This is a genomic window from Pedococcus sp. 5OH_020 (assembly GCF_027812955.1).
GTDB lineage: Bacteria > Actinomycetota > Actinomycetes > Actinomycetales > Dermatophilaceae > Pedococcus.
In genome coordinates this window covers 339095-359729 of the sequence record NZ_JAPYZV010000003.1, presented here as the reverse complement: position 1 = coordinate 359729, position 20635 = coordinate 339095, and the positions used below count along the sequence as shown (strand labels likewise).

Here is a 20635-nt window from a genome sequence, read left to right as displayed (position 1 = left end):
CTGTTTCCGTGCCCCGCGGCATACGGCCGGACGGCCCGGTATGCCGCGGGAGCGGCGGAGCGGCGGGTACTACTTGGCCTTCTCGAGGATCTCGACGACGCGCCAGCGCTTGGTGGCGGACAGCGGACGGGTCTCCATGATCAGGACGCGGTCGCCGATGCCGGCGGCGTTCTGCTCGTCGTGGGCCTTGACCTTGCTGGAGCGGCGCAGGACCTTGCCGTAGAGCGCGTGCTTGACGCGGTCCTCGACCTCGACCACGACGGTCTTGTCCATCTTGTCGCTCAGCACGTAGCCCTGACGGGTCTTGCGGTAGTTGCGGTCTGCAGCCGTCACGGCCTCATCCTTCGCGTGCTTGCTCATGCTGACGTCTCCGTGCTGGTGTCGGCGGGGCTCTGTCCGATACCCAGCTCGCGCTCACGCAGCTCGGTGTAGATGCGCGCGATGTCCTTGCGGACCGCGCGCAGACGGCCGTGGTTGTCCAGCTGGCCGGTGGCCGACTGGAACCGGAGGTTGAACAGCTCCTCCTTGGCCTTGCGGAGCTCGTCGCCCAGGCGGTCGGCGTCCAGCCCCCGCAGGTTCTCCGACGTCAGGTCCTTTGATCCGACTGCCATCAGATGTCACCACCCTCACGCCGAACGAAACGGCACTTCATCGGGAGCTTGTGCATCGCCAGACGCATGGCCTCACGGGCGACCTCTTCGGACACTCCGGACACCTCGAACATCACGCGGCCTGGCTTGATGTTGGCGATCCACCACTCGGGGGAGCCCTTACCGGAACCCATGCGGGTCTCGGCGGGCTTCTTGGTCAGCGGACGGTCGGGGTAGATGTTGATCCACACCTTTCCGCCACGCTTCATGTATCGCGTCATCGCGATACGAGCGGACTCGATCTGGCGGTTGGTGACGTAGGCGGGCTCGAGGGCCTGGATGCCGTAGTCGCCGAACGCGATCTTGGTGCCGCCCTTGGCAGCGCCGGAGCGGCCCGGGTGGTGCTGCTTGCGGTGCTTGACTCGGCGGGGAATCAGCATGCTCAGGACTCCTCTGTGCTCGGCGCGACCGCGGGAGCCTCGACCGGTGCCTGCTCGGCAGGGGTCGGCTCGGCAGCCGTGTCGGGACGCTCTCGACGGGCGCGGGCGGGTCGGTCGGCGCCGTCACGGCGCGGGCCACGGCTCGGACGCGGGGCAGCGGCCTGCTGCTGCGCGAGCTCGCGGGCGGTGACGTCACCCTTGTAGATCCACACCTTGACGCCGATGCGGCCGAAGGTGGTGCGGGCCTCGTAGAAGCCGTAGTCGATGTTCGCGCGCAGGGTGTGCAGCGGCACGCGGCCCTCGCGGTAGAACTCGGTCCGCGACATCTCCGCGCCGCCGAGGCGACCGGAGACCTGCACCCGGATGCCCTTGGCGCCGGCGCGCGTGGCGGACTGCATGCCCTTGCGCATGGCACGGCGGAAGGACACGCGGGCCGAAAGCTGCTCGGCGATGCCCTGGGCGACCAGCTGGCTGTCGATCTCGGGGTTCTTGACCTCGAGGATGTTCAGTTGCACCTGCTTGCCGGTGAGCTTCTCGAGCTCGCCGCGGATGCGGTCGGCCTCGGCGCCACGGCGACCGATGACGATGCCGGGACGAGCGGTGTGGATGTCCACGCGGACACGGTCACGGGTGCGCTCGATCTCGACCCGGGAGATGCCGGCCCGCTCCATGCCCTCGGACATGAGCTTGCGGATGGCGACGTCTTCCTTGACGTAGTCGCGGTACCGCTGCCCCTCCTTGGTGGAGTCAGCGAACCAGCGGCTCTTGTGCTCGGTGGTGATGCCGAGGCGGAAGCCGTGGGGGTTGACCTTCTGACCCATTAGCGGGTGCCTCCCTTGGTGGTCTTCGGCGTGACGACCACGGTGATGTGGCTGGTGCGCTTGTTGATTCGGGCCGCTCGGCCCTGTGCCCGTGGACGGAACCGCTTCATCGTCGGGCCCTCGTCCACGAAGGCCGCGCTGATGACCAGGTTGCGCTCGTCGAAGGCCTCCGAGGCCCGGTCCGCCTTGACGCGGGCGTTGGCGATGGCGCTCTCGAGCACCTTCTTGATCGGGTCCGACGCCGACTGCGGCGCGAACTGCAGCACGGACACGGCCTCGACGGCCTGCTTGCCGCGGATCAGGTCCACGACACGGCGTGCCTTCTGCGGCGTGACGCGGACGTGCCGCGCGCTCGCCTTGGCTTCCATCACGTTGTCCTTGTTCTCGGTGGGGGCAGCCATCAGCGACGACGACCCTTCTTGTCTTCCTTCACGTGACCCTTGAACGTGCGGGTCGGTGCGAACTCACCGAGCTTGTGGCCGACCATCGACTCGGTGACGAACACCGGGACGTGCTTGCGGCCGTCGTGCACGGCGAACGTGTGACCGAGCATGTCGGGGCTGACGACCGACCGACGTGACCAGGTCTTGATGACGCTCTTGCTGCCCGCTTCGTTCTGGACGTCGACCTTCTTCTGAAGGTGGTCGTCGATGAAGGGGCCCTTCTTCAAGCTACGAGGCATGGTTCTTCAGGCTCCTACTCAGCGCTTCTTGCCAGTACGACGGCGGCGAACGATCATCGTGTCGCTCGGCTTGCCGGGGCGGCGGGTGCGGCCCTCGGGCTGTCCCCACGGGCTGACGGGGTGACGACCACCGGACGTCTTGCCCTCACCACCACCGTGCGGGTGGTCGACCGGGTTCATGGCCACCCCGCGGACGGTCGGGCGCTTGCCCTTCCACCGCATACGACCGGCCTTGCCCCAGTTGATGTTGGACTGCTCGGCGTTGCCCACCTCACCGACCGTGGCGCGGCAGCGCAGGTCGACGTTGCGGATCTCGCCGGACGGCATGCGCAGCTGGGCGTACGGGCCGTCCTTGGCGACGAGCTGCACGCGGACACCCGCCGAGCGGGCGATCTTCGCGCCACCGCCGGGCTTCAGCTCCACGGCGTGGATCACGGTACCGGTCGGGATGTTGCGCAGCGGGAGGCTGTTGCCGGGCTTGATGTCGGCGCCGGCGCCGTTCTCGATCGCCGCACCCTGCTCCAGGCCGCGGGGCGCCAGGATGTAGCGCTTCTCGCCGTCGGCGTAGTGCAGCAGCGCGATGCGGGCCGTGCGGTTGGGGTCGTACTCGATGTGAGCGACCTTGGCCGGCACGCCGTCCTTGTCATGACGACGGAAGTCGATGACGCGGTACGCCCGCTTGTGCCCACCACCGATGTGGCGGGTGGTGATGCGGCCGTTGCTGTTGCGCCCACCGGACTTCGTCAGCGGGCGGACCAGCGACTTCTCCGGAGTGGTGCGCGTGACCTCGACGAAGTCGGCGACGCTGGAGCCGCGACGCCCAGGCGTCGTCGGCTTGTACTTGCGGATACCCATAGTTCGAAATTCCTTGTTCGAAGTTCCGTAGTCTCGTCAGCGTTGCCGTCAGGCGCCGGCACCGAAGATGTCGATCGAGCCCTCGCGGAGGGTGACGATCGCACGCTTGGTGTCCTTGCGCTTGCCGATGCCGAACCGGGTGCGGCGGGTCTTGCCGATCCGGTTGAGGGTGTGGACGGAGTCGACCTTGACACCGAAGACGCGCTCGACCGCGATCTTGATCTCGGTCTTGTTGGCCCGGGGGTCGACGATGAACGTGTACTTGCCCTGGTCGAGCAGCGAGTACGACTTCTCCGACACGACCGGCGCGATGAGGATGTCGCGGGGGTCCTTGCCGTGGATGGCGGTCGAGGTGCTCACTTGGTCTTCTCCTCAGCCGGCTCGACCTGCGTGGCGCCACCGACCGGCTGCGCACCGGAGACGAACGCCTCCAGGGCTGCCTGGGTGAACACCACGTCGTCGGAACACAGCACGTCGTAGGTGTTGAGCTGGTCCGCGGCGAGGACGTGGACGCCCTCGAGGTTGCGAACCGACTTCAGCGACACGAGGTCGGCGCGGTCGAGGACCACGAGCACGCTCGTGCGCGTCGTCAGGCCGGCCAGCAGCGCGGCGGCGTCCTTGGTGGACGGGGCCTCGGCGGAGACCAGCGACTCCACCACGTGGACGCGGCCGTGACGGGCGCGGTCCGACAGGGCACCGCGCAGGGCGGCGGCCTTCATCTTCTTGGGCGTCCGCTGCGAGTAGTCACGCGGCTGCGGACCGTGGACGACGCCACCACCGGCGAACTGCGGCGCCCGGGTCGAGCCCTGGCGCGCACGGCCGGTGCCCTTCTGGCGGTACGGCTTGGCGCCGCCGCCGCGGACCTCGCCGCGGGTCTTGGTGGAGTGCGTGCCCTGACGTGCGGCGGCCATCTGCGCCACGACGACCTGGTGGATCAGCGGAACGTTGACCTGGACGTCGAAGATCTCGGCGGGCAGGTCCAGGTCGAGCACCTTGGCCGGCTGAGCGGTGCTGGCTTCAGTACGCGTAGACATCAGCGTCCCTTCGCGGCCGTGCGGACGAGCACGGTGCCGCCGCGGGGGCCGGGAACGGCGCCCTTGACCAGCAGCAGCCCACGCTCAGCGTCCACAGCGTGGATGGTGAGGTTCTGGGTGGTCTGTCGCATGCCGCCCATACGGCCGGCCATGCGCATGCCCTTGAAGACGCGTCCGGGAGTGGCGCAGCCACCGATCGAGCCCGGCTTGCGGTGGTTCTTGTGTGCACCGTGGGACGAGCTGACGCCGTGGAAGCCATGACGCTTCATGACCCCGGCGAAACCCTTGCCCTTGGTGGTGCCGGTGACGTCGATCTCCTGACCGGCCTCGAACGTCTCGACGGTGACCTCCTGGCCGAGCGAGTACTCGCCGGCGTCCGCCGTACGGAGCTCGACGAGGTGGCGGCGCGGGGTCACGCCGGCCTTCTCGAAGTGGCCGGTCAGCGGCTTGGTCACCTTGCGAGGGTCGATCGGGCCGAAGGCGATCTGGACTGCGTCGTAACCGTCGGTCGCGGCGTCACGCACCTGCGTCACGACGCAGGGGCCGGCCTCGATGACGGTGACGGGTACGAGCCGGTTGTCGGCGTCCCACACCTGGGTCATGCCGAGCTTCTTGCCCAGCACGCCCTTCACGGTCTTGGTGGAAGTTTGGGTCGTCATCGTCATTCCCGCTTAGAGCTTGATCTCGATGTTGACGTCGGCCGGCAGGTCGAGGCGCATCAGCGAGTCCACGGCCTTGGGGGTCGGGTCGATGATGTCGATCAGGCGCTTGTGCGTGCGCATCTCGAAGTGCTCGCGGCTGTCCTTGTACTTGTGCGGCGAACGGATGACCACGAAGACGTTCTTCTCCGTGGGCAGCGGCACGGGGCCGACCACCGTCGCGCCGGCACGGGTCACCGTGTCGACGATCTTGCGCGCCGAGTTGTCGATGACCTCGTGGTCATACGACTTCAAGCGGATGCGGATCTTCTGTCCCGCCATCTCCGTTACGTCTCTCTCTCGCCGAACAGCTAGCTTCTGGCCGGTCCTGCTGGCCTATCCGACCCCCGCGGTCGGGTGTGTCGCACCCGCTTCGCAGCCGGACGACATGCGCTCTCACGCAGTGGTCGTGCGGATCGGAATGACCGGCAGAGCCGGGGCTTGCGCTTCCCTGGAGTGTCGCCCCGTGCGTGGGAGCACGGTTCGAGGTGTGGCACCGGGGTGGCCTCGCCGACATGGGTCGGCGAGGCGCGTCAAGCAACCGGTCCAGTGTGCCAGAGTGCGCCGCGACCTACCAAATCGATGCGAGGACGGGCGGCAACCTCACGTCGATGGCGCGTCGCGCCGCCAGCCGCGGGGCCGGCGGGTCAGTCCCGCCGGCGCGTTGAGCCGGCCGGCGCGTCGGCCTGCTGCTCGCGCCGCTCGCGGCGGGTGAGGCCGGTGGAGTCCGCACCCTGGGGCTGCTCGCCGGACCGCGTCGTGGAGCCATCGCCGCCACCGCCCCCGCTGCGGAAGCCGCTGCCGGTGCCGTCCCGCTGCGCCTGCTCGCGCAGGGCGCGCCCCTCCTGGACCTGCTTGCGGAGCTTGCGGGCCTTCTTCTCCGACACCCGGGTGTCCCGGGGAGGGAGCTGCAGCGTCTCCTCGGCCACCAGGCCGGCCTGCAGCTGACGGGCCCGCTCCAGCTCCGCGTCCACCTCTGCGCCGAAGAGCAGGGCCAGGTTGGTCAGCCAGAGCCACAGCAGGAAGACGATGATCCCGGCCAGCGACCCATACGTCTTGTTGTACGAGCCGAAGTGGGACACGTAGAAGCCGAAGGCGGCGGATGCGACGACCCAGACCAGGATGGCGATCGCCGCGCCCACGCTCATCCATCGGAACTTCGGCTGTCGCACGTTGGGGGTGGCGTAGTACAGCAACGCGACCAGGATGACGACGATGGCCAGCATGACGGGCCATTTGGCGATGTTCCACACCGTCACCGCAGTGTTGCCCAGACCGATCGTGCTCCCCACGGACTTCGCCAGCGGGCCGCTGACCACCAGACCGACGAGGACCAGCGCGGCCATCAGCACGCTCACCAAGGTGACCAGGAGCTGAACCGGCCGCAGCTTCCACACCGGACGCCCCTCGTCCACCTGGTAGACGCGGTTCAGGGCGCGGCCGAAGGCACCGACGTAGCCGGAGGCCGACCACAGAGCGCCGACGAGCCCGAAGACGAAGGCGAAACCCGCGGAGTGCGTCTGCGTCATCTGCGAGATCGGACCGCGGAGCTGGTCGGCGGCGTTCCCCTGCCCGATCTGTCGGACGAGGTCGAGCATGGCGTTGGTCGTCGACTCACCCTGGCCGAAGATGCCGAGCAGGGACACGAGGGCCAGCAAGGCGGGGAAGATGGCCAGCACCGCGTAGTAGGTCAGCGCGGCTGCAAGGTCGGTGCACTGGTCTCGGCCGAACTCGGCGAACGCCTTCTTGCCGGTGTAGGCCCAGGACCTCTTGGGCAGGTCCCTGAGGTCGTCCGGCTTGCGGTCGTCGTCCTCGTGGGGTGCGGTCCGGGCCTTCTCGGCGCTCGAGCCCTCAGCGGCCATCGGGTCCTCCTCAGTCAGGGGTGGCCGGGTGCCGACCGCCCTGACGGTGCCTGGGCCGGCGCCGAACACACGGGCGGTGGCGGCCTGCCGCCGTGACAGGCTCCCCCAGGCCTTACCCCGGCCACTGACCGGTATGCACCGGCGACGTTGGCGCGCTCGAGCGGCGGGCCGAGTCCGCCATCCGGGACCTCTCCGTGACGCTTCTCGGGCGTACCCTGCCCACTTCCTCCTGCTGGCTCCCATCGGCGCCGCCGGGCTCGCGCGGCACGACGCGGACCCTGCTGGTGGCTCGCGCGGCAGCGCGGCTCGGTGTCCCGTACGTGATCTCCAACCAGGCGTCCTCGCCTATGGAGCGGGCATGCGCGGCCATGGGAACGGCACGCGAAGGTTCCGCTCTACTGGTCGAGCGACGAGGCGCTGGTGAACGGCTGCTCGCGAGGGCCGAGGCCGTGGACGCGGGCGCCGTCGTCGTCACCCTGGACACGACGATGCTGGGGCTGGCGGCCCGCCGACCTCGACCTCGGCTCTGGGCCTGTCAGGTGTCGCCTCGGTCGCCGACCTCTCGCCGGACCTTCTGCGCCCCGCGCCGTAACGCCCACGCGGGCGCCATCCAGCGCCTCCTTTCCGTCCCCGACCGTCCCCGACCGTCCCCCACCGTCTACTACCGGACTCGCACCTTTGTGCGTGTCGCGGCCCCGCAGGCCGTGACACGCACAAAAGTACGAGTCCAGTCGGGAATCAGCGGGCGGTGCTCGGGCATGCAGAAGGGCCCCGCAGCCGAGGCTGCGGGGCCCTTCCAGGCGTACTGCGTCAGATCACTTGAGGATCTTGGTGACGCGGCCGGCGCCCACGGTGCGGCCACCTTCGCGGATGGCGAACTTGAGGCCCTCCTCCATGGCGATCGGCTGGATGAGCTCCACGTTCATCTCGGTGTTGTCACCGGGCATGACCATCTCGGTGCCCTCGGGGAGGTGGACGACGCCCGTCACGTCCGTCGTACGGAAGTAGAACTGCGGACGGTAGTTGTCGTAGAACGGCGTGTGACGGCCGCCCTCGTCCTTGGACAGGATGTAGACGTTCGCCTCGAACTCCGTGTGCGGCGTGATGGAGCCGGGCTTCACCACGACCTGGCCGCGCTCGACGTCCTCGCGCTTGGTGCCACGAAGCAGCAGGCCGACGTTCTCGCCCGCGCGACCCTCGTCGAGCAGCTTGCGGAACATCTCGACACCGGTGACGGTGGTCTTGGCCGGCGGGCCGGTGTGGATGCCGACGATCTCGACCTCCTCGTTGACCTTGAGGACACCGCGCTCGATACGGCCGGTGACGACGGTGCCACGACCGGTGATCGTGAACACGTCCTCCACGGGCATGAGGAACGGCTTGTCGATCTCGCGCTCCGGCTCGGGGATCGCGGTGTCGACGGCGTCCATGAGGTCGAGGACCGACTGGCCCCACTCGGCGTCGCCCTCGAGCGCCTTCAGCGCCGAGACCTTCACGACCGGCAGGTCGTCACCGGGGAACTCGTAGGAGGACAGCAGCTCACGGACCTCCATCTCGACGAGCTCGAGGATCTCCTCGTCGTCGACCATGTCGGCCTTGTTCAGCGCGACGACGATGTAGGGGACGCCGACCTGGCGGGCCAGGAGGACGTGCTCCTTCGTCTGCGGCATCGGGCCGTCGGTCGCCGCGACCACGAGGATCGCGCCGTCCATCTGGGCCGCACCGGTGATCATGTTCTTCACGTAGTCGGCGTGCCCGGGGCAGTCGACGTGTGCATAGTGACGACCCTCGGTCTGGTACTCGATGTGCGCGATGGAGATCGTGATGCCGCGCTGCTTCTCCTCGGGCGCCTTGTCGATGTCCTCGAACGCGAACTGCGGGTTCAGGTCCGGGTACTTGTCGTGCAGGACCTTGGAAATCGCAGCCGTCAGCGTCGTCTTACCGTGGTCGATGTGACCAATGGTGCCGATGTTGACGTGCGGCTTAGTCCGCTCGAACTTTGCCTTCGCCACTTGATGTCCTCCTCAGGACTCTTCTTGGGTGAAACGCCGTGTTCCCAGGCGGGACGTGGCGCGAATTGTGGGGTGGTGCGTCGTGCTCTGCGTGGTGTCGACCGGTAATGCTACCGGTCACTCACCGCGCGTCTTCTTGATGATCTCCTCGGCGACAGCCTTGGGGACCTCGGCGTAGGAGTCAAACTCCATCGAGTAGTTGGCCCGGCCCTGGGTCTTGGACCGCAGGTCGCCGACGTACCCGAACATCTCCGAGAGCGGGACGAGGCCGCGGACGACCTTGGCACCGCTGATGTCCTCCATGGCCTGGATCTGGCCACGGCGCGAGTTGATATCGCCGATCACGTCGCCCATGTAGTCCTCGGGCGTGCGCACCTCGACGGCCATCATCGGCTCGAGCAGCACCGGGTCCGCCTTGCGGACGGCCTCCTTGAGCGCCATGGAGCCAGCGATCTTGAACGCCATCTCCGAGGAGTCGACGTCGTGGTAGGCACCATCCAGCAGGGTTGCCTTGATCCCCACCAGCGGGTAGCCGGCGAGCACGCCGTACTGCATGGCGTCCTGGATGCCGGCGTCCACGGAGGGGATGTACTCGCGCGGGACACGGCCACCGGTGACCTTGTTCTCGAACTCGTACAGCTCGCCCGACTCGGTCGTGTCCAGGGGCTCGAGGCTGATCTGGATCTTGGCGAACTGGCCGGAGCCACCGGTCTGCTTCTTGTGGGTGTAGTCGAGCTTCTCCACCGTGCGGCGGATGGTCTCCCGGTAGGCCACCTGCGGCTTGCCGACGTTGGCCTCGACCTTGAACTCCCGCTTCATGCGGTCGACCAGGATGTCGAGGTGGAGCTCGCCCATGCCGGCGATGATCGTCTGGCCGGTCTCCTCGTCGAGGTGGACCTGGAACGTCGGGTCCTCGGCTGAGAGCTTCTGGATAGCCGTGGACAGCTTCTCCTGGTCGCCCTTGGTCTTCGGCTCGATGGCCACCTGGATCACCGGGTCGGGGAACGTCATCGACTCGAGGACGATCTGGTTGTTCGGGTCGCTCAGGGTGTCACCGGTGGTGGTGTCCTTCAGGCCGATCGCCGCGTAGATGTGACCCGCCAGGGCCTCGTCCACGGGGTTCTCCTTGTTGGCGTGCATCTGGAAGAGCTTGCCGATGCGCTCCTTCTTGCCCTTGGTCGTGTTGACCACCTGCGAGCCCGCAGCGATCCGGCCGGAGTAGACGCGGATGAAGGTGAGGGTGCCGAAGAAGGGGTGCGCGGCGACCTTGAAGGCCAGCGCCGAGAACGGCGCGTCCTTGCTCGGCTCGCGGGTCATCTCGACCTCTTCGTCACCGGGCTTGTGGCCCTTCATGGCCTCGACGTCCAGGGGGCTCGGGAGGTAGTCGACCACCGCGTCCAGCATGGGCTGGACGCCGCGGTTCTTGAACGCGGAGCCACACAGCACCGGGTACAGCTCGGAGCGCACGGTCAGCTTGCGGATGCCCGCCTTCAGCTCCTGGGGGGTGAGGTCCTCGCCGCCGAGGTACTTCTCCATGAGCTCGTCGTCGGACTCCGCGACACGCTCGACCAGAGCGTGCCGGTACTCCTCGGCCTTCTCGACGAGGTCCGCCGGGATCTCCTGGATCTCGTACTTGGCGCCCATCGTGACGTCACCCTTGGCGTCGCCGGGCCACACGAGCGCACGGCGGTAGATCAGGTCCACCACACCGACGAAGTCGTTCTCGGAGCCGATCGGCAGCTGCAGGACCAGCGGCTCGGCGCCCAGACGGTCCTTGATCGTCTGCACGGTGAAGTAGAAGTCCGCCCCGAGCTTGTCCATCTTGTTGACGAACGCGATGCGGGGGACGTCGTACTTGTCGGCCTGACGCCACACGGTCTCGGACTGGGGCTCGACACCCTCCTTGCCGTCGAACACCGCGACGGCGCCGTCGAGGACGCGCAGCGAGCGCTCCACCTCGACGGTGAAGTCGACGTGACCGGGGGTGTCGATGATGTTGATCTGGGTGCCCTCCCAGAAGGACGTGACGGCAGCGGAGGTGATCGTGATGCCACGCTCCTTCTCCTGCTCCATCCAGTCCGTGGTCGAGGCGCCGTCGTGCGTCTCACCGATCTTGTGGTTGACCCCGGTGTAGAAGAGGATGCGCTCCGTCGTCGTCGTCTTGCCGGCGTCGATGTGCGCCATGATGCCGATGTTGCGGACCTTGGTCAGGTCCGTCAGGACGTCGAGTGCCAATGTGATCGTCTCATCTCGCTCGTTACGAAAGTGTGGTGTGGCGCGCAGCGCGGGGCGACGGGCTCGCCACGCCGGTCCGGTATGCCGCGTGCGCGTCTCGCGCACGCGGCATACCGGTCGCCGCTGCTACCAGCGGTAGTGCGCGAAGGCCTTGTTGGACTCGGCCATCTTGTGGGTGTCCTCGCGACGCTTCACAGCGGCGCCCAGGCCGTTGGAGGCGTCGAGGATCTCGTTCATCAGGCGCTCGGTCATGGTCTTCTCACGACGCTGACGCGAGTAGCCGACCATCCAGCGCAGGGCCAGGGTCGTCGCGCGGTTGGGCTTGACCTCGATCGGCACCTGGTAGGTGGCGCCACCGACGCGGCGGGACTTGACCTCCAGCGTCGGGCGGATGTTGTCCAGCGCGCGCTTCAGGGTCACGACGGGGTCGGTGCCGGTCTTCTCACGGCAGCCCTCGAGCGCGCCGTAGACGATGGTCTCGGCGATCGACTTCTTGCCGTCGAGGAGGATCTTGTTGACGAGCTGGGTCACCAGCGGGGAGTTGTGGACCGGGTCGACAACGAGGGGGCGCTTGGGCGCGGGTCCCTTGCGAGGCATTACTTCTTCTCCATCTTCGCGCCGTAACGGGAGCGGGCCTGCTTGCGGTTCTTGACACCCTGGGTGTCGAGGGAGCCGCGGACGATCTTGTAGCGCACACCGGGCAGGTCCTTCACACGGCCGCCACGCACGAGCACGATGGAGTGCTCCTGCAGGTTGTGGCCGACGCCCGGGATGTAGGCCGTGACCTCGATGCCACTGGTCAGGCGCACCCGGGCGACCTTGCGCAGGGCAGAGTTCGGCTTCTTGGGGGTCGTGGTGTACACACGCGTGCATACACCACGGCGCTGGGGCGAGCCCTTGAGGGCAGGAGTCTTGGTCTTGGTGACCTTGTCCTGACGCCCCTTGCGCACAAGCTGGTTGATCGTAGGCAACCTGTTCTCCGTACGTAGTTGATGTTCTGCGCTGTCGGACGGCAGTCCTCAAGCACTCCTTGTGGTTGTCGCCTCGCCCGACCCCCGCACTCGGGTGTGTCGCGTCTGGCGCTCTCCCCTGCACTTTCCACGCGTGATCCGGTACGGATCGGTTGCGGATTGCCCGGCGAGAGGTGGTGCCGGCCCGGCCGCCGAACATGGCGCCGGCTCCGGCGGACCGTGCCCGAGGCTGGCCTCAGACACAGTGTTCAAAGATACCGCCTGCGTGGTACCCCACCAAATCGGTTGATCCGGTCGCCACGGCCCCACCCGCCCGTCCCCCGCCTCTCCCCCGGTCTGTCCCCGGGCCGACCTTGTATGCGGATGACCGGCTCGGGGGGCCCGGCGACGGCGTGGCGCCGCGCACCGCATACAAAGTCGGCGAAGCAGGTGAGGGAGGCGAGGGAGCACGAGGGGGGCCGGCCCGTAGATCCGGGCCGACCCCCCTCGGGGGTGCTGTACGCCAGGGTCAGTCGAGACCCAGCTCGGCGTCGTCGAGGCGGATCGCCTCGCCGGAGCCGGGTCCGAAGACCGGGTAGTCGTACTCGTAGCTGGGCATCGAGTACATCGCCGCCTTGGCCTCTTCCGTCGCCTCGACCTTGATGTTCCGGTAGCGCGGCAGACCCGTGCCGGCCGGGATGAGCTTTCCGAGGATGACGTTCTCCTTCAGACCCAGCAGCGGGTCCGACTTGGCGTTCATCGCGGCCTCGGTCAGGACGCGGGTCGTCTCCTGGAAGGAGGCGGCCGACAGCCACGAGTCCGTTGCCAGCGACGCCTTGGTGATCCCCATCAGCTCGGGGCGACCCGAGGCCGGACGGCCACCTTCGGCGACGACGCGGCGGTTCTCCGTCTCGAAGCGACCGCGCTCCGCCAGCTCACCGGGGAGCAGGTCGGCGTCAGCCGACTCGATGATCGTGATCCGGCGCAGCATCTGGCGGACGATGACCTCGATGTGCTTGTCGTGGATCGACACACCCTGCTGGCGGTACACGTGCTGGACCTCCTCCACCAGGTGCATCTGGACCGCACGCGGGCCGAGGATGCGCAGCACCTGCTTGGGGTCGATGGAGCCGACCGTCAGCTGGTGACCGACCTCGACGTGCTCACCGTCGCCGACGAGCAGGCGCGCGCGCTTGCTCACCGGGTAGGCGTGCTCCTCCGAGCCGTCGTCCGGCGTCAGCATGAGGCGACGGGTCTTGTCGGTGTCCTCGATGGTGATCCGGCCGGCAGCCTCGGCGATCGGGGACACACCCTTGGGCGTGCGAGCCTCGAACAGCTCGACGACACGGGGCAGACCCTGCGTGATGTCGTCACCCGCCACACCACCGGTGTGGAAGGTACGCATGGTCAGCTGGGTACCGGGCTCACCGATGGACTGCGCCGCGATGATGCCGACGGCCTCACCGATGTCGACGAGCTTGCCGGTGGCCAGCGAGCGGCCGTAGCAGGCAGCACACGTGCCGACGTGGGACTCGCAGGTGAGGACCGAGCGGACCTTGACCTCCTCGACGCCGGCGCCGACGAGCGCGTCGATCACCACGTCACCGAGGTCGATCCCGGCCTCCGCCAGTGTCTGGCCGTCCTTGACGACGTCCGCGGCGAGCGTCCGGGCGTAGACCGAGGTCTCCACGTCGTCGTGCTCCACCAGCGTGCCGTCGGACAGCTTCTGCGCGATCGGCATCGTCAGGCCACGGTCGGTGCCGCAGTCGTCCTCACGGATGATGACGTCCTGCGACACGTCCACCAGACGGCGGGTCAGGTAACCCGAGTCGGCGGTACGCAGCGCGGTGTCGGCCAGACCCTTGCGCGACCCGTGCGTGGAGATGAAGAACTCCAGCACGGACAGGCCCTCGCGGAAGTTCGCGCGGATGGGGCGGGGAATGATGTCGCCCTTCGGGTTGGACACCAGGCCACGCATACCGGCGATCTGCCGAAGCTGCATCCAGTTACCACGAGCTCCCGAGGACACCATCTTGTAGATGGTGTTGGTCTTCGGGAGGTTGGCCTCCATCTCCTTGGCGACCTCGTTGGTCGCCTGCGTCCAGATCTCGATGAGCTCCTGGCGCCGCTCGTCGTCGGTGATCAGACCACGCTCGTACTGCGTCTGGACCTTCGTCGCCTTCGTCTCGTAGCCCTCGAGGATCTCGATCTTGCGAGGCGGGGTGACGACGTCGGAGATGGCGACCGTGGTGCCCGAGCGGGTCGCCCAGTGGAAGCCGTACTCCTTCAGGGCGTCCAGCGAGGCCGCGACCTGCACCTTGCTGTACCGCTCAGCCAGGTCGTTGACGATGGTGGAGAGCCGCTTCTTGTCGACGGGAGCGTCGACGAAGGGGTAGTCCACCGGCAGCGTCTGGTTGAACAGAGCCCGTCCCAGAGTGGTCTCGACGACGAGCGAGGAGACCTGGCCCTGGCCGTCCACCTGGACATCCTCGGCCAGCTCGGTGCCCGGTGCCGGAACGACGTCCGTGAGCCGGATCTTCACCCGGCTGCCGAGCTCCAGCTCGCCGGCGTCGAACGCCATGCGAGCCTCGGCGACCGACGAGAACGCACGCCCGGAGCCCTTGCCGTTCTCCACCTCGGAGGTGAGGTGGAAGAGGCCGATGATCATGTCCTGGGTGGGCATCGTCACGGGGCGGCCGTCGGCCGGCTTGAGGATGTTGTTGCTGGAAAGCATGAGGATGCGGGCCTCGGCCTGCGCCTCGGTGCTCAGCGGCACGTGGACGGCCATCTGGTCACCGTCGAAGTCGGCGTTGAAGGCCGAGCAGACGAGCGGGTGGATCTGGATGGCCTTGCCCTCGACGAGCTGGGGCTCGAACGCCTGGATGCCCAGACGGTGCAGCGTGGGCGCGCGGTTGAGCAGCACCGGGTGCTCGGTGATGACCTCTTCGAGGACGTCCCACACGACCGGGCGGGCGCGCTCGACCATGCGCTTGGCCGACTTGATGTTCTGCGCGTGGTCGAGGTCGACCAGACGCTTCATCACGAACGGCTTGAAGAGCTCCAGAGCCATCTGCTTGGGCAGACCGCACTGGTGCAGCTTGAGCTGCGGGCCGACGACGATGACCGACCGGCCGGAGTAGTCGACGCGCTTGCCGAGCAGGTTCTGGCGGAACCGGCCCTGCTTGCCCTTGAGCATGTCGGACAGCGACTTCAGCGGACGGTTGCCCGGACCCGTGACAGGGCGGCCACGACGGCCGTTGTCGAACAGGCTGTCGACGGCCTCCTGAAGCATGCGCTTCTCGTTGTTGACGATGATCTCCGGCGCCCCGAGGTCGAGCAGTCGCTTGAGCCGGTTGTTGCGGTTGATCACGCGCCGGTAGAGGTCGTTCAGGTCCGAGGTGGCGAAGCGACCACCGTCGAGCTGCACCATGGGACGCAGGTCCGGCGGGATGACCGGAACCGCGTCGAGGACCATGCCGGAAGGCTTGTTCGTCGTCGCCTGGAAGGCGGTGACGACCTTGAGCCGCTTGAGGGCGCGGGTCTTCTTCTGGCCCTTGCCCGTGGCGATGATCTCGCGAAGCAGGGCCGCCTCGGCCTCGAGGTCGAAGGTCTCCAGACGCTTCTGGATCGCCGCAGCGCCCATGCCGCCCTCGAAGTAGAGGCCGAACCGGTCGCGCATCTCGCGGTACAGGATCTCGTCACCCTCGAGGTCCTGGACCTTGAGGTTCTTGAAGCGGTCCCAGACCTGCTCGAGGCGCTCGATCTGCTGGTCCGCACGCTTGCGGATCTGGTTCATCTCGCGCTCGGCGGACTCGCGCACCTTGCGGCGCGCGTCGGCCTTGGCGCCCTCGGCCTCCAGCTCGGCCAGGTCGGACTCGAGCTTCTTGGCACGGGTGTCGATCTGGGCGTCGCGCTGGTTCTCGAACTCCTTCTTCTCGACCTCGATCTGGGCCTCGAGCGACGGGAGGTCCTTGTGGCGCTGCTCGTCGTCGACGGACGTGATCATGTACGCCGCGAAGTAGATGACCTTCTCGAGGTCCTTCGGGGCGAGGTCGAGGAGGTACCCCAGGCGCGACGGGACGCCCTTGAAGTACCAGATGTGGGTCACGGGGGCCGCGAGCTCGATGTGGCCCATCCGCTCCCGACGCACCTTGGCGCGGGTGACCTCCACGCCACAGCGCTCACAGATGATGCCCTTGAAGCGGACCCGCTTGTACTTCCCGCAGTTGCACTCCCAGTCCCGGGTGGGGCCGAAGATGCGCTCGCAGAACAGGCCCTCCTTCTCAGGCTTGAGGGTGCGGTAGTTGATCGTCTCGGGCTTCTTCACCTCACCGTGGCTCCACGCGCGGATGTCCTCCGCGGTGGCCAGGCCGATGCGCAACTCGTCAAAGAAGTTGACGTCGAGCACGTGGTTCCTTCTCTCGTGTCTCTAGCTAAATCTCAAAAGTGTGGTCGGGAGGGCGGGAGGTATGCCGCGCCCGCTCGGGGGCGCGGCATACCTCACCGGTCAGACCTCTTCGACCGAGCTGGGCTCACGCCGGGACAAGTCGATGCCGAGCTCCTCCGCCGCGCGGAAGACGTCCTCGTCGGACTCCTTCATCTCGATGGTCGTGCCGTCGCTGGAGAGCACCTCGACGTTGAGGCACAGCGACTGCATCTCCTTGATGAGCACCTTGAAGGACTCGGGGATGCCCGGCTCCGGGATGTTGTCGCCCTTGACGATGGCCTCGTAGACCTTCACTCGGCCCTGGACGTCGTCGGACTTGATGGTGAGCAGCTCCTGCAGCGCGTACGCCGCCCCGTAGGCCTCGAGGGCCCACACCTCCATCTCACCGAAGCGCTGGCCACCGAACTGCGCCTTACCACCCAGCGGCTGCTGCGTGATCATGCTGTACGGGCCGGTGCTGCGGGCGTGGATCTTGTCGTCCACGAGGTGGTGGAGCTTGAGGATGTACATGTATCCCACCGAGACCGGCTCGGGGAAGGGCTCGCCGGAGCGGCCGTCGAAGAGCCGGGACTTGCCCGAGCCGTCGATGAGCCGGACGCCGTCGCGGGTCTTGGTCGTGGAGTCCAGCAGACCCACGATCTCGTCCTCGCGCACACCGTCGAACACCGGGGAGGCGACCCGCGTGCCGGCCGGAGCCTGACGCGCGTCCTCCGGGATGAGCTTGGCCCAGTCGGGGTTGCCGGCGATCTCCCAGCCGCGGCTGGCCGCCCACCCGAGGTGAAGCTCCAGGATCTGGCCCACGTTCATACGTCCGGGGACACCGAGCGGGTTGAGCACGACGTCGACGGGCGTGCCGTCCTCGAGGAACGGCATGTCCTCGACGGGCAGGATCTTGGAGATCACGCCCTTGTTGCCGTGCCGGCCCGCGAGCTTGTCGCCGTCGGTGATCTTGCGCTTGTTGGCGACGTAGACGCGGACGAGCTGGTTGACGCCCGGGGGCAGGTCGTCGCCCTCGTCCTTGTCGAACACCTTGACGCCGATGATCGTGCCGGTCTCGCCGTGGGGCACCTTCAGGGAGGTGTCCCGCACCTCACGAGCCTTCTCACCGAAGATGGCGCGCAGCAGGCGCTCCTCCGGGGTCAGCTCGGTCTCGCCCTTGGGCGTGACCTTGCCGACCAGCAGGTCGCCGTCGCGGACCTCCGCGCCGATGCGGATGATGCCGCGCTCGTCGAGGTCGGCCAGGACCTCCTCGGAGACGTTCGGGATGTCCCGGGTGATCTCCTCCGGTCCCAGCTTGGTGTCCCGGGCGTCGACCTCGTGCTCCTCGATGTGGATCGAGGAGAGGACGTCGTCCTGCACCAGTCGCTGCGAGAGGATGATCGCGTCCTCGTAGTTGTGGCCCTCCCACGGCATGAACGCCACGAGCAGGTTGCGGCCCAGGGCCATCTCGCCACCGTCGGTCGCGGGGCCGTCGGCGATGACACCGCCGGCCTCGACCCGGTCGCCCTCGTTGACGACGACGACCTGGTTGTACGACGTGCCCTGGTTGGAGCGGGCGAACTTGGCGATCCGGTAGGTCCGGGTGGAACCGTCGTCACCGGCCACGGTGACCAGGTCCGCTGAGACCTCGGTGACCACACCGGCCGTCTCGGCCCGGACGACGTCGCCCGAGTCCAGCGCGGCGCGGTACTCCATACCGGTGCCGACCAGCGGGGCCTCCGACTTCACCAGCGGGACAGCCTGGCGCTGCATGTTGGAGCCCATGAGAGCGCGGTTGGCGTCGTCGTGCTCGAGGAACGGGATGAGCGCGGTGGCCGCCGAGACCATCTGCCGTGCGGAGACGTCCATGTAGTCGACGTCCTCACCGGGGATGTACTCGACCTCGCCGCCCTTGGTACGGACCAGGACGCGCTCGTCGGTGAAGTTGCCCTTCGCGTCGATCACGGCGTTGGCCTGGGCGATGACGTGACGGTCCTCCTCGTCAGCCGACAGGTAGTGGATCTCGTCGGTGACCTGACCCTTGACGACCTTGCGGTACGGGGTCTCGATGAAGCCGAACGCGTTGATCCGGCCATAGGAGGCGAGCGAGCCGATCAGGCCGATGTTCGGGCCTTCCGGGGTCTCGATGGGGCACATGCGGCCGTAGTGGGACGGGTGGACGTCACGGACCTCCATACCGGCGCGGTCGCGGGACAGGCCACCCGGGCCGAGGGCCGACAGACGCCGCTTGTGCGTCAGGCCCGCGAGCGGGTTGTTCTGGTCCATGAACTGCGACAGCTGCGAGGTCCCGAAGAACTCCTTGATCGAGGCCACCACGGGGCGGATGTTGATCAGGGTCTGCGGGGTGATCGCCTCGACGTCCTGCGTGGTCATGCGCTCGCGGACGACGCGCTCCATCCTGGACAGGCCGGTGCGGACCTGGTTCTGGATGAGCTCGCCGACGTTGCGCAGGCGACGGTTGCCGAAGTGGTCGATGTCGTCGACCTCGACCGGCACCTCCTCGCCGTTCTTGCCCACGAGGGTGCTCTGGCCGGCGTGCAGCGCGACGATGTACTTGATGGTCGCCACGATGTCGTCCACGGACAGCACCGAGTCGCCCAGGGAGGCGGCGACGCCGAGCTTGCGGTCGATCTTGTAGCGACCCACCTTGGCAAGGTCGTAGCGCTTGGGGTTGAAGTACAGGTTGTCCAGAAGGGTCTGGGCAGCCTCCCGCGTCGGCGGCTCGCCCGGACGCAGCTTGCGGTAGATGTCGAGCAGGGCGTCGTCCTGGCCGGCCGTGTGGTCCTTCTCCAGGGTGAGGCGCATCGACTCGTAGTCGCCGAACTCCTCGAGGATCTCCGCCTCGCTCATGCCCAGGGCCTTGAGCAGGACGGTGACCGACTGCTTGCGCTTGCGGTCGACGCGCACCCCGACCATGTCGCGCTTGTCGATCTCGAACTCCAGCCAGGCACCGCGGCTCGGGATGACCTTGGAGGTGTAGATGTCCTTGTCGGACGTCTTGTCGGGCGTGCGCTCGAAGTAGACGCCGGGGCTACGGACCAGCTGGGAGACGACGACACGCTCGGTGCCGTTGATGACGAAGGTGCCGCGTTCGGTCATGAGCGGGAAGTCGCCCATGAACACGGTCTGGCTCTTGATCTCGCCAGTCGTGGTGTTCATGAACTCCGCGGTGACGAACAGGGGCGCCGAGTAGGTCTGGTCGCGCTCCTTGCAGTCCTCGATGGAGTACTTGACCTCCTCGAAGCGGTGGTCACGGAACGACAGCGACATGGAGCCGCTGAAGTCCTCGATAGGAGAGATTTCCTCGAAGATCTCCTCGAGGCCGGAGCGATCCGGCACATCCCCCCGGCCCGCTGCCTTGGCCTCTGCGACACGGGCCTGCCAGCGCTCGTTACCGAGCAGCCAGTCGAAGCTTTCCGTTTGCAGCGCCAAGAGGTCGGGGACCTCGAGGGGTTCGCGGATCTTCGCGAACGACAGACGGCCGGAAGCCGTCCGTGCGGTGGACACAGTCTGAGTCGCGTTGCGCGAGGCAGCCAAGGAGGGGTCCTTCCACGGGCCTGTCTTTAAAACTGATGGTTCGAAACCGAAGTAGCGCTGGCCGCCGTGCCTGCTCCGCGGAGGACTCGGCCACGATTCCGTGCCGGAGGGCACGGCGAAGGGCTGGGGTCTGAGGCGGGGTCGACGAAAGAGGGCAGCGCAAAGGAAGAGCATACACGCAGAGGGCAGGACTGTCCATCCGTGTCTAGCGGGCAGAGCCACGCCCTTCACGGGGGTCACGCCCCCACAAGGGGCGGGTTCGACGCAGACGAGGATGACGCCCCCGCGACCTCACGTCAAGAGAAACGCCGAACCTGGCGTGGCGGAAGGCTTGGGGCGACGGCCCACGAGGCGCCTGGCCCCAGGTCACGGGCTCACCGGGCGTGGGTCGGTGCGGGGCCGCCATACGGCCCGGGTGGCTCGGTGCTGGTCGGAGCCATACGGCCCAGGTGGCTCGATGCTGCTCGGAGAC

The 20635-nt window shown here is 67.6% G+C and carries 18 protein-coding genes and 1 pseudogene; 1 reads left to right on the top strand and 18 read right to left on the bottom strand.

The window, feature by feature from the left end; all coding sequences use genetic code 11:
• Window positions 1–69: 69 nt before the first annotated feature.
• From rpsQ to PHA84_RS07315, 12 genes are all read right to left on the bottom strand, one after another.
• The gene (gene rpsQ / locus PHA84_RS07370) at window positions 70–360 is read right to left on the bottom strand and encodes a 30S ribosomal protein S17 (protein ID WP_270887445.1); all 291 of its coding nucleotides are present in this window, start codon (window positions 358–360) and stop codon (window positions 70–72) included.
• Complete coding sequence (gene rpmC / locus PHA84_RS07365) at window positions 357–611, bottom strand: 50S ribosomal protein L29 (RefSeq protein WP_270887444.1); 255 nt, start codon at window positions 609–611, stop codon at window positions 357–359. The genes rpsQ and rpmC overlap by 4 nt, the downstream gene beginning before the upstream one ends.
• Window positions 611–1030 (bottom strand): 50S ribosomal protein L16, encoded by a 420-nt coding sequence (gene rplP, locus PHA84_RS07360; protein WP_056883301.1) that lies wholly within the window; start codon window positions 1028–1030, stop codon window positions 611–613. Before rplP ends, rpmC begins: the two co-directional genes overlap by 1 nt.
• 2 nt (window positions 1031–1032) lie before the next feature.
• On the bottom strand, window positions 1033–1851 hold the full coding sequence (gene rpsC / locus PHA84_RS07355; RefSeq protein WP_270887443.1) for a 30S ribosomal protein S3: 819 nt from the start codon (window positions 1849–1851) through the stop codon (window positions 1033–1035).
• Entirely contained in the window at window positions 1851–2219 is a 369-nt protein-coding gene (gene rplV / locus PHA84_RS07350; protein ID WP_270887536.1) for a 50S ribosomal protein L22, read from the bottom strand. The genes rpsC and rplV overlap by 1 nt, the downstream gene beginning before the upstream one ends.
• A gap of 32 nt (window positions 2220–2251) precedes the next feature.
• Complete coding sequence (gene rpsS / locus PHA84_RS07345; protein ID WP_270887442.1) at window positions 2252–2533, bottom strand: 30S ribosomal protein S19; 282 nt, start codon at window positions 2531–2533, stop codon at window positions 2252–2254.
• A gap of 18 nt (window positions 2534–2551) precedes the next feature.
• Window positions 2552–3388 (bottom strand): 50S ribosomal protein L2, encoded by an 837-nt coding sequence (gene rplB, locus PHA84_RS07340; protein WP_270887441.1) that lies wholly within the window; start codon window positions 3386–3388, stop codon window positions 2552–2554.
• A 48-nt stretch (window positions 3389–3436) separates the two neighbouring features.
• Window positions 3437–3748, bottom strand: coding sequence for a 50S ribosomal protein L23 (rplW, locus tag PHA84_RS07335; RefSeq protein ID WP_270887440.1), 312 nt, complete (start codon window positions 3746–3748; stop codon window positions 3437–3439).
• Entirely contained in the window at window positions 3745–4422 is a 678-nt protein-coding gene (gene rplD, locus PHA84_RS07330) for a 50S ribosomal protein L4 (RefSeq protein WP_270887439.1), read from the bottom strand. Before rplD ends, rplW begins: the two co-directional genes overlap by 4 nt.
• Window positions 4422–5081, bottom strand: coding sequence for a 50S ribosomal protein L3 (gene rplC, locus PHA84_RS07325; protein WP_270887438.1), 660 nt, complete (start codon window positions 5079–5081; stop codon window positions 4422–4424). Before rplC ends, rplD begins: the two co-directional genes overlap by 1 nt.
• 12 nt (window positions 5082–5093) lie before the next feature.
• On the bottom strand, window positions 5094–5402 hold the full coding sequence (rpsJ, locus tag PHA84_RS07320; RefSeq protein ID WP_009775966.1) for a 30S ribosomal protein S10: 309 nt from the start codon (window positions 5400–5402) through the stop codon (window positions 5094–5096).
• 365 nt (window positions 5403–5767) lie between these two features.
• Entirely contained in the window at window positions 5768–6982 is a 1215-nt protein-coding gene (locus PHA84_RS07315; RefSeq protein ID WP_270887437.1) for a YihY/virulence factor BrkB family protein, read from the bottom strand.
• Between the two features lie 194 nt (window positions 6983–7176).
• On the opposite strand from PHA84_RS07315, the pseudogene PHA84_RS20775 reads away from it, so the two are divergent.
• Window positions 7177–7443: pseudogene (locus PHA84_RS20775) on the top strand (alpha-hydroxy-acid oxidizing protein); the annotation flags it as partial.
• 354 nt (window positions 7444–7797) lie between these two features.
• On the opposite strand, the gene tuf reads toward PHA84_RS20775, so the two are convergent.
• The 6 genes from tuf to rpoB all read right to left on the bottom strand — a co-directional run bounded on the left by tuf (window position 7798) and on the right by rpoB (window position 20163).
• Window positions 7798–8994 carry an elongation factor Tu gene (gene tuf, locus PHA84_RS07310; RefSeq protein ID WP_270887436.1) on the bottom strand — a complete coding sequence of 399 codons (1197 nt, stop codon included), beginning with the start codon at window positions 8992–8994 and terminating at the stop codon, window positions 7798–7800.
• A 117-nt stretch (window positions 8995–9111) separates the two neighbouring features.
• Complete coding sequence (fusA, locus tag PHA84_RS07305; protein ID WP_270887435.1) at window positions 9112–11229, bottom strand: elongation factor G; 2118 nt, start codon at window positions 11227–11229, stop codon at window positions 9112–9114.
• Window positions 11230–11355: 126 nt separating this feature from the next.
• On the bottom strand, window positions 11356–11826 hold the full coding sequence (gene rpsG / locus PHA84_RS07300; RefSeq protein ID WP_056883291.1) for a 30S ribosomal protein S7: 471 nt from the start codon (window positions 11824–11826) through the stop codon (window positions 11356–11358).
• The gene (gene rpsL / locus PHA84_RS07295) at window positions 11826–12200 is read right to left on the bottom strand and encodes a 30S ribosomal protein S12 (protein WP_056883290.1); all 375 of its coding nucleotides are present in this window, start codon (window positions 12198–12200) and stop codon (window positions 11826–11828) included. Before rpsL ends, rpsG begins: the two co-directional genes overlap by 1 nt.
• 508 nt (window positions 12201–12708) lie before the next feature.
• Window positions 12709–16587 carry a DNA-directed RNA polymerase subunit beta' gene (locus tag PHA84_RS07290; RefSeq protein WP_270887434.1) on the bottom strand — a complete coding sequence of 1293 codons (3879 nt, stop codon included), beginning with the start codon at window positions 16585–16587 and terminating at the stop codon, window positions 12709–12711.
• 99 nt (window positions 16588–16686) lie between these two features.
• Window positions 16687–20163, bottom strand: a complete 3477-nt coding sequence (rpoB, locus tag PHA84_RS07285) for a DNA-directed RNA polymerase subunit beta (RefSeq protein WP_270887433.1) — start codon at window positions 20161–20163, stop codon at window positions 16687–16689.
• Window positions 20164–20635: the final 472 nt, after the last annotated feature.

Bases quoted from the DNA above. Each gene is read 5' to 3' on its own strand.
- rplP (WP_056883301.1), bottom strand. From the start codon at position 1,030: ATGCTGATTCCCCGCCGAGTCAAGCACCGCAAGCAGCACCACCCGGGC.
- rpsG (WP_056883291.1), bottom strand. From the start codon at position 11,826: ATGCCTCGCAAGGGACCCGCGCCCAAGCGCCCCCTCGTTGTCGACCCG.
- rpsC (WP_270887443.1), bottom strand. From the start codon at position 1,851: ATGGGTCAGAAGGTCAACCCCCACGGCTTCCGCCTCGGCATCACCACC.
- rplD (WP_270887439.1), bottom strand. From the start codon at position 4,422: ATGTCTACGCGTACTGAAGCCAGCACCGCTCAGCCGGCCAAGGTGCTC.
- rpmC (WP_270887444.1), bottom strand. From the start codon at position 611: ATGGCAGTCGGATCAAAGGACCTGACGTCGGAGAACCTGCGGGGGCTG.
- rpsJ (WP_009775966.1), bottom strand. From the start codon at position 5,402: ATGGCGGGACAGAAGATCCGCATCCGCTTGAAGTCGTATGACCACGAG.
- rpsQ (WP_270887445.1), bottom strand. From the start codon at position 360: ATGAGCAAGCACGCGAAGGATGAGGCCGTGACGGCTGCAGACCGCAAC.
- rpsS (WP_270887442.1), bottom strand. From the start codon at position 2,533: ATGCCTCGTAGCTTGAAGAAGGGCCCCTTCATCGACGACCACCTTCAG.
- PHA84_RS07315 (WP_270887437.1), bottom strand. From the start codon at position 6,982: ATGGCCGCTGAGGGCTCGAGCGCCGAGAAGGCCCGGACCGCACCCCAC.
- rplV (WP_270887536.1), bottom strand. From the start codon at position 2,219: ATGGAAGCCAAGGCGAGCGCGCGGCACGTCCGCGTCACGCCGCAGAAG.
- rplC (WP_270887438.1), bottom strand. From the start codon at position 5,081: ATGACGACCCAAACTTCCACCAAGACCGTGAAGGGCGTGCTGGGCAAG.
- rplB (WP_270887441.1), bottom strand. From the start codon at position 3,388: ATGGGTATCCGCAAGTACAAGCCGACGACGCCTGGGCGTCGCGGCTCC.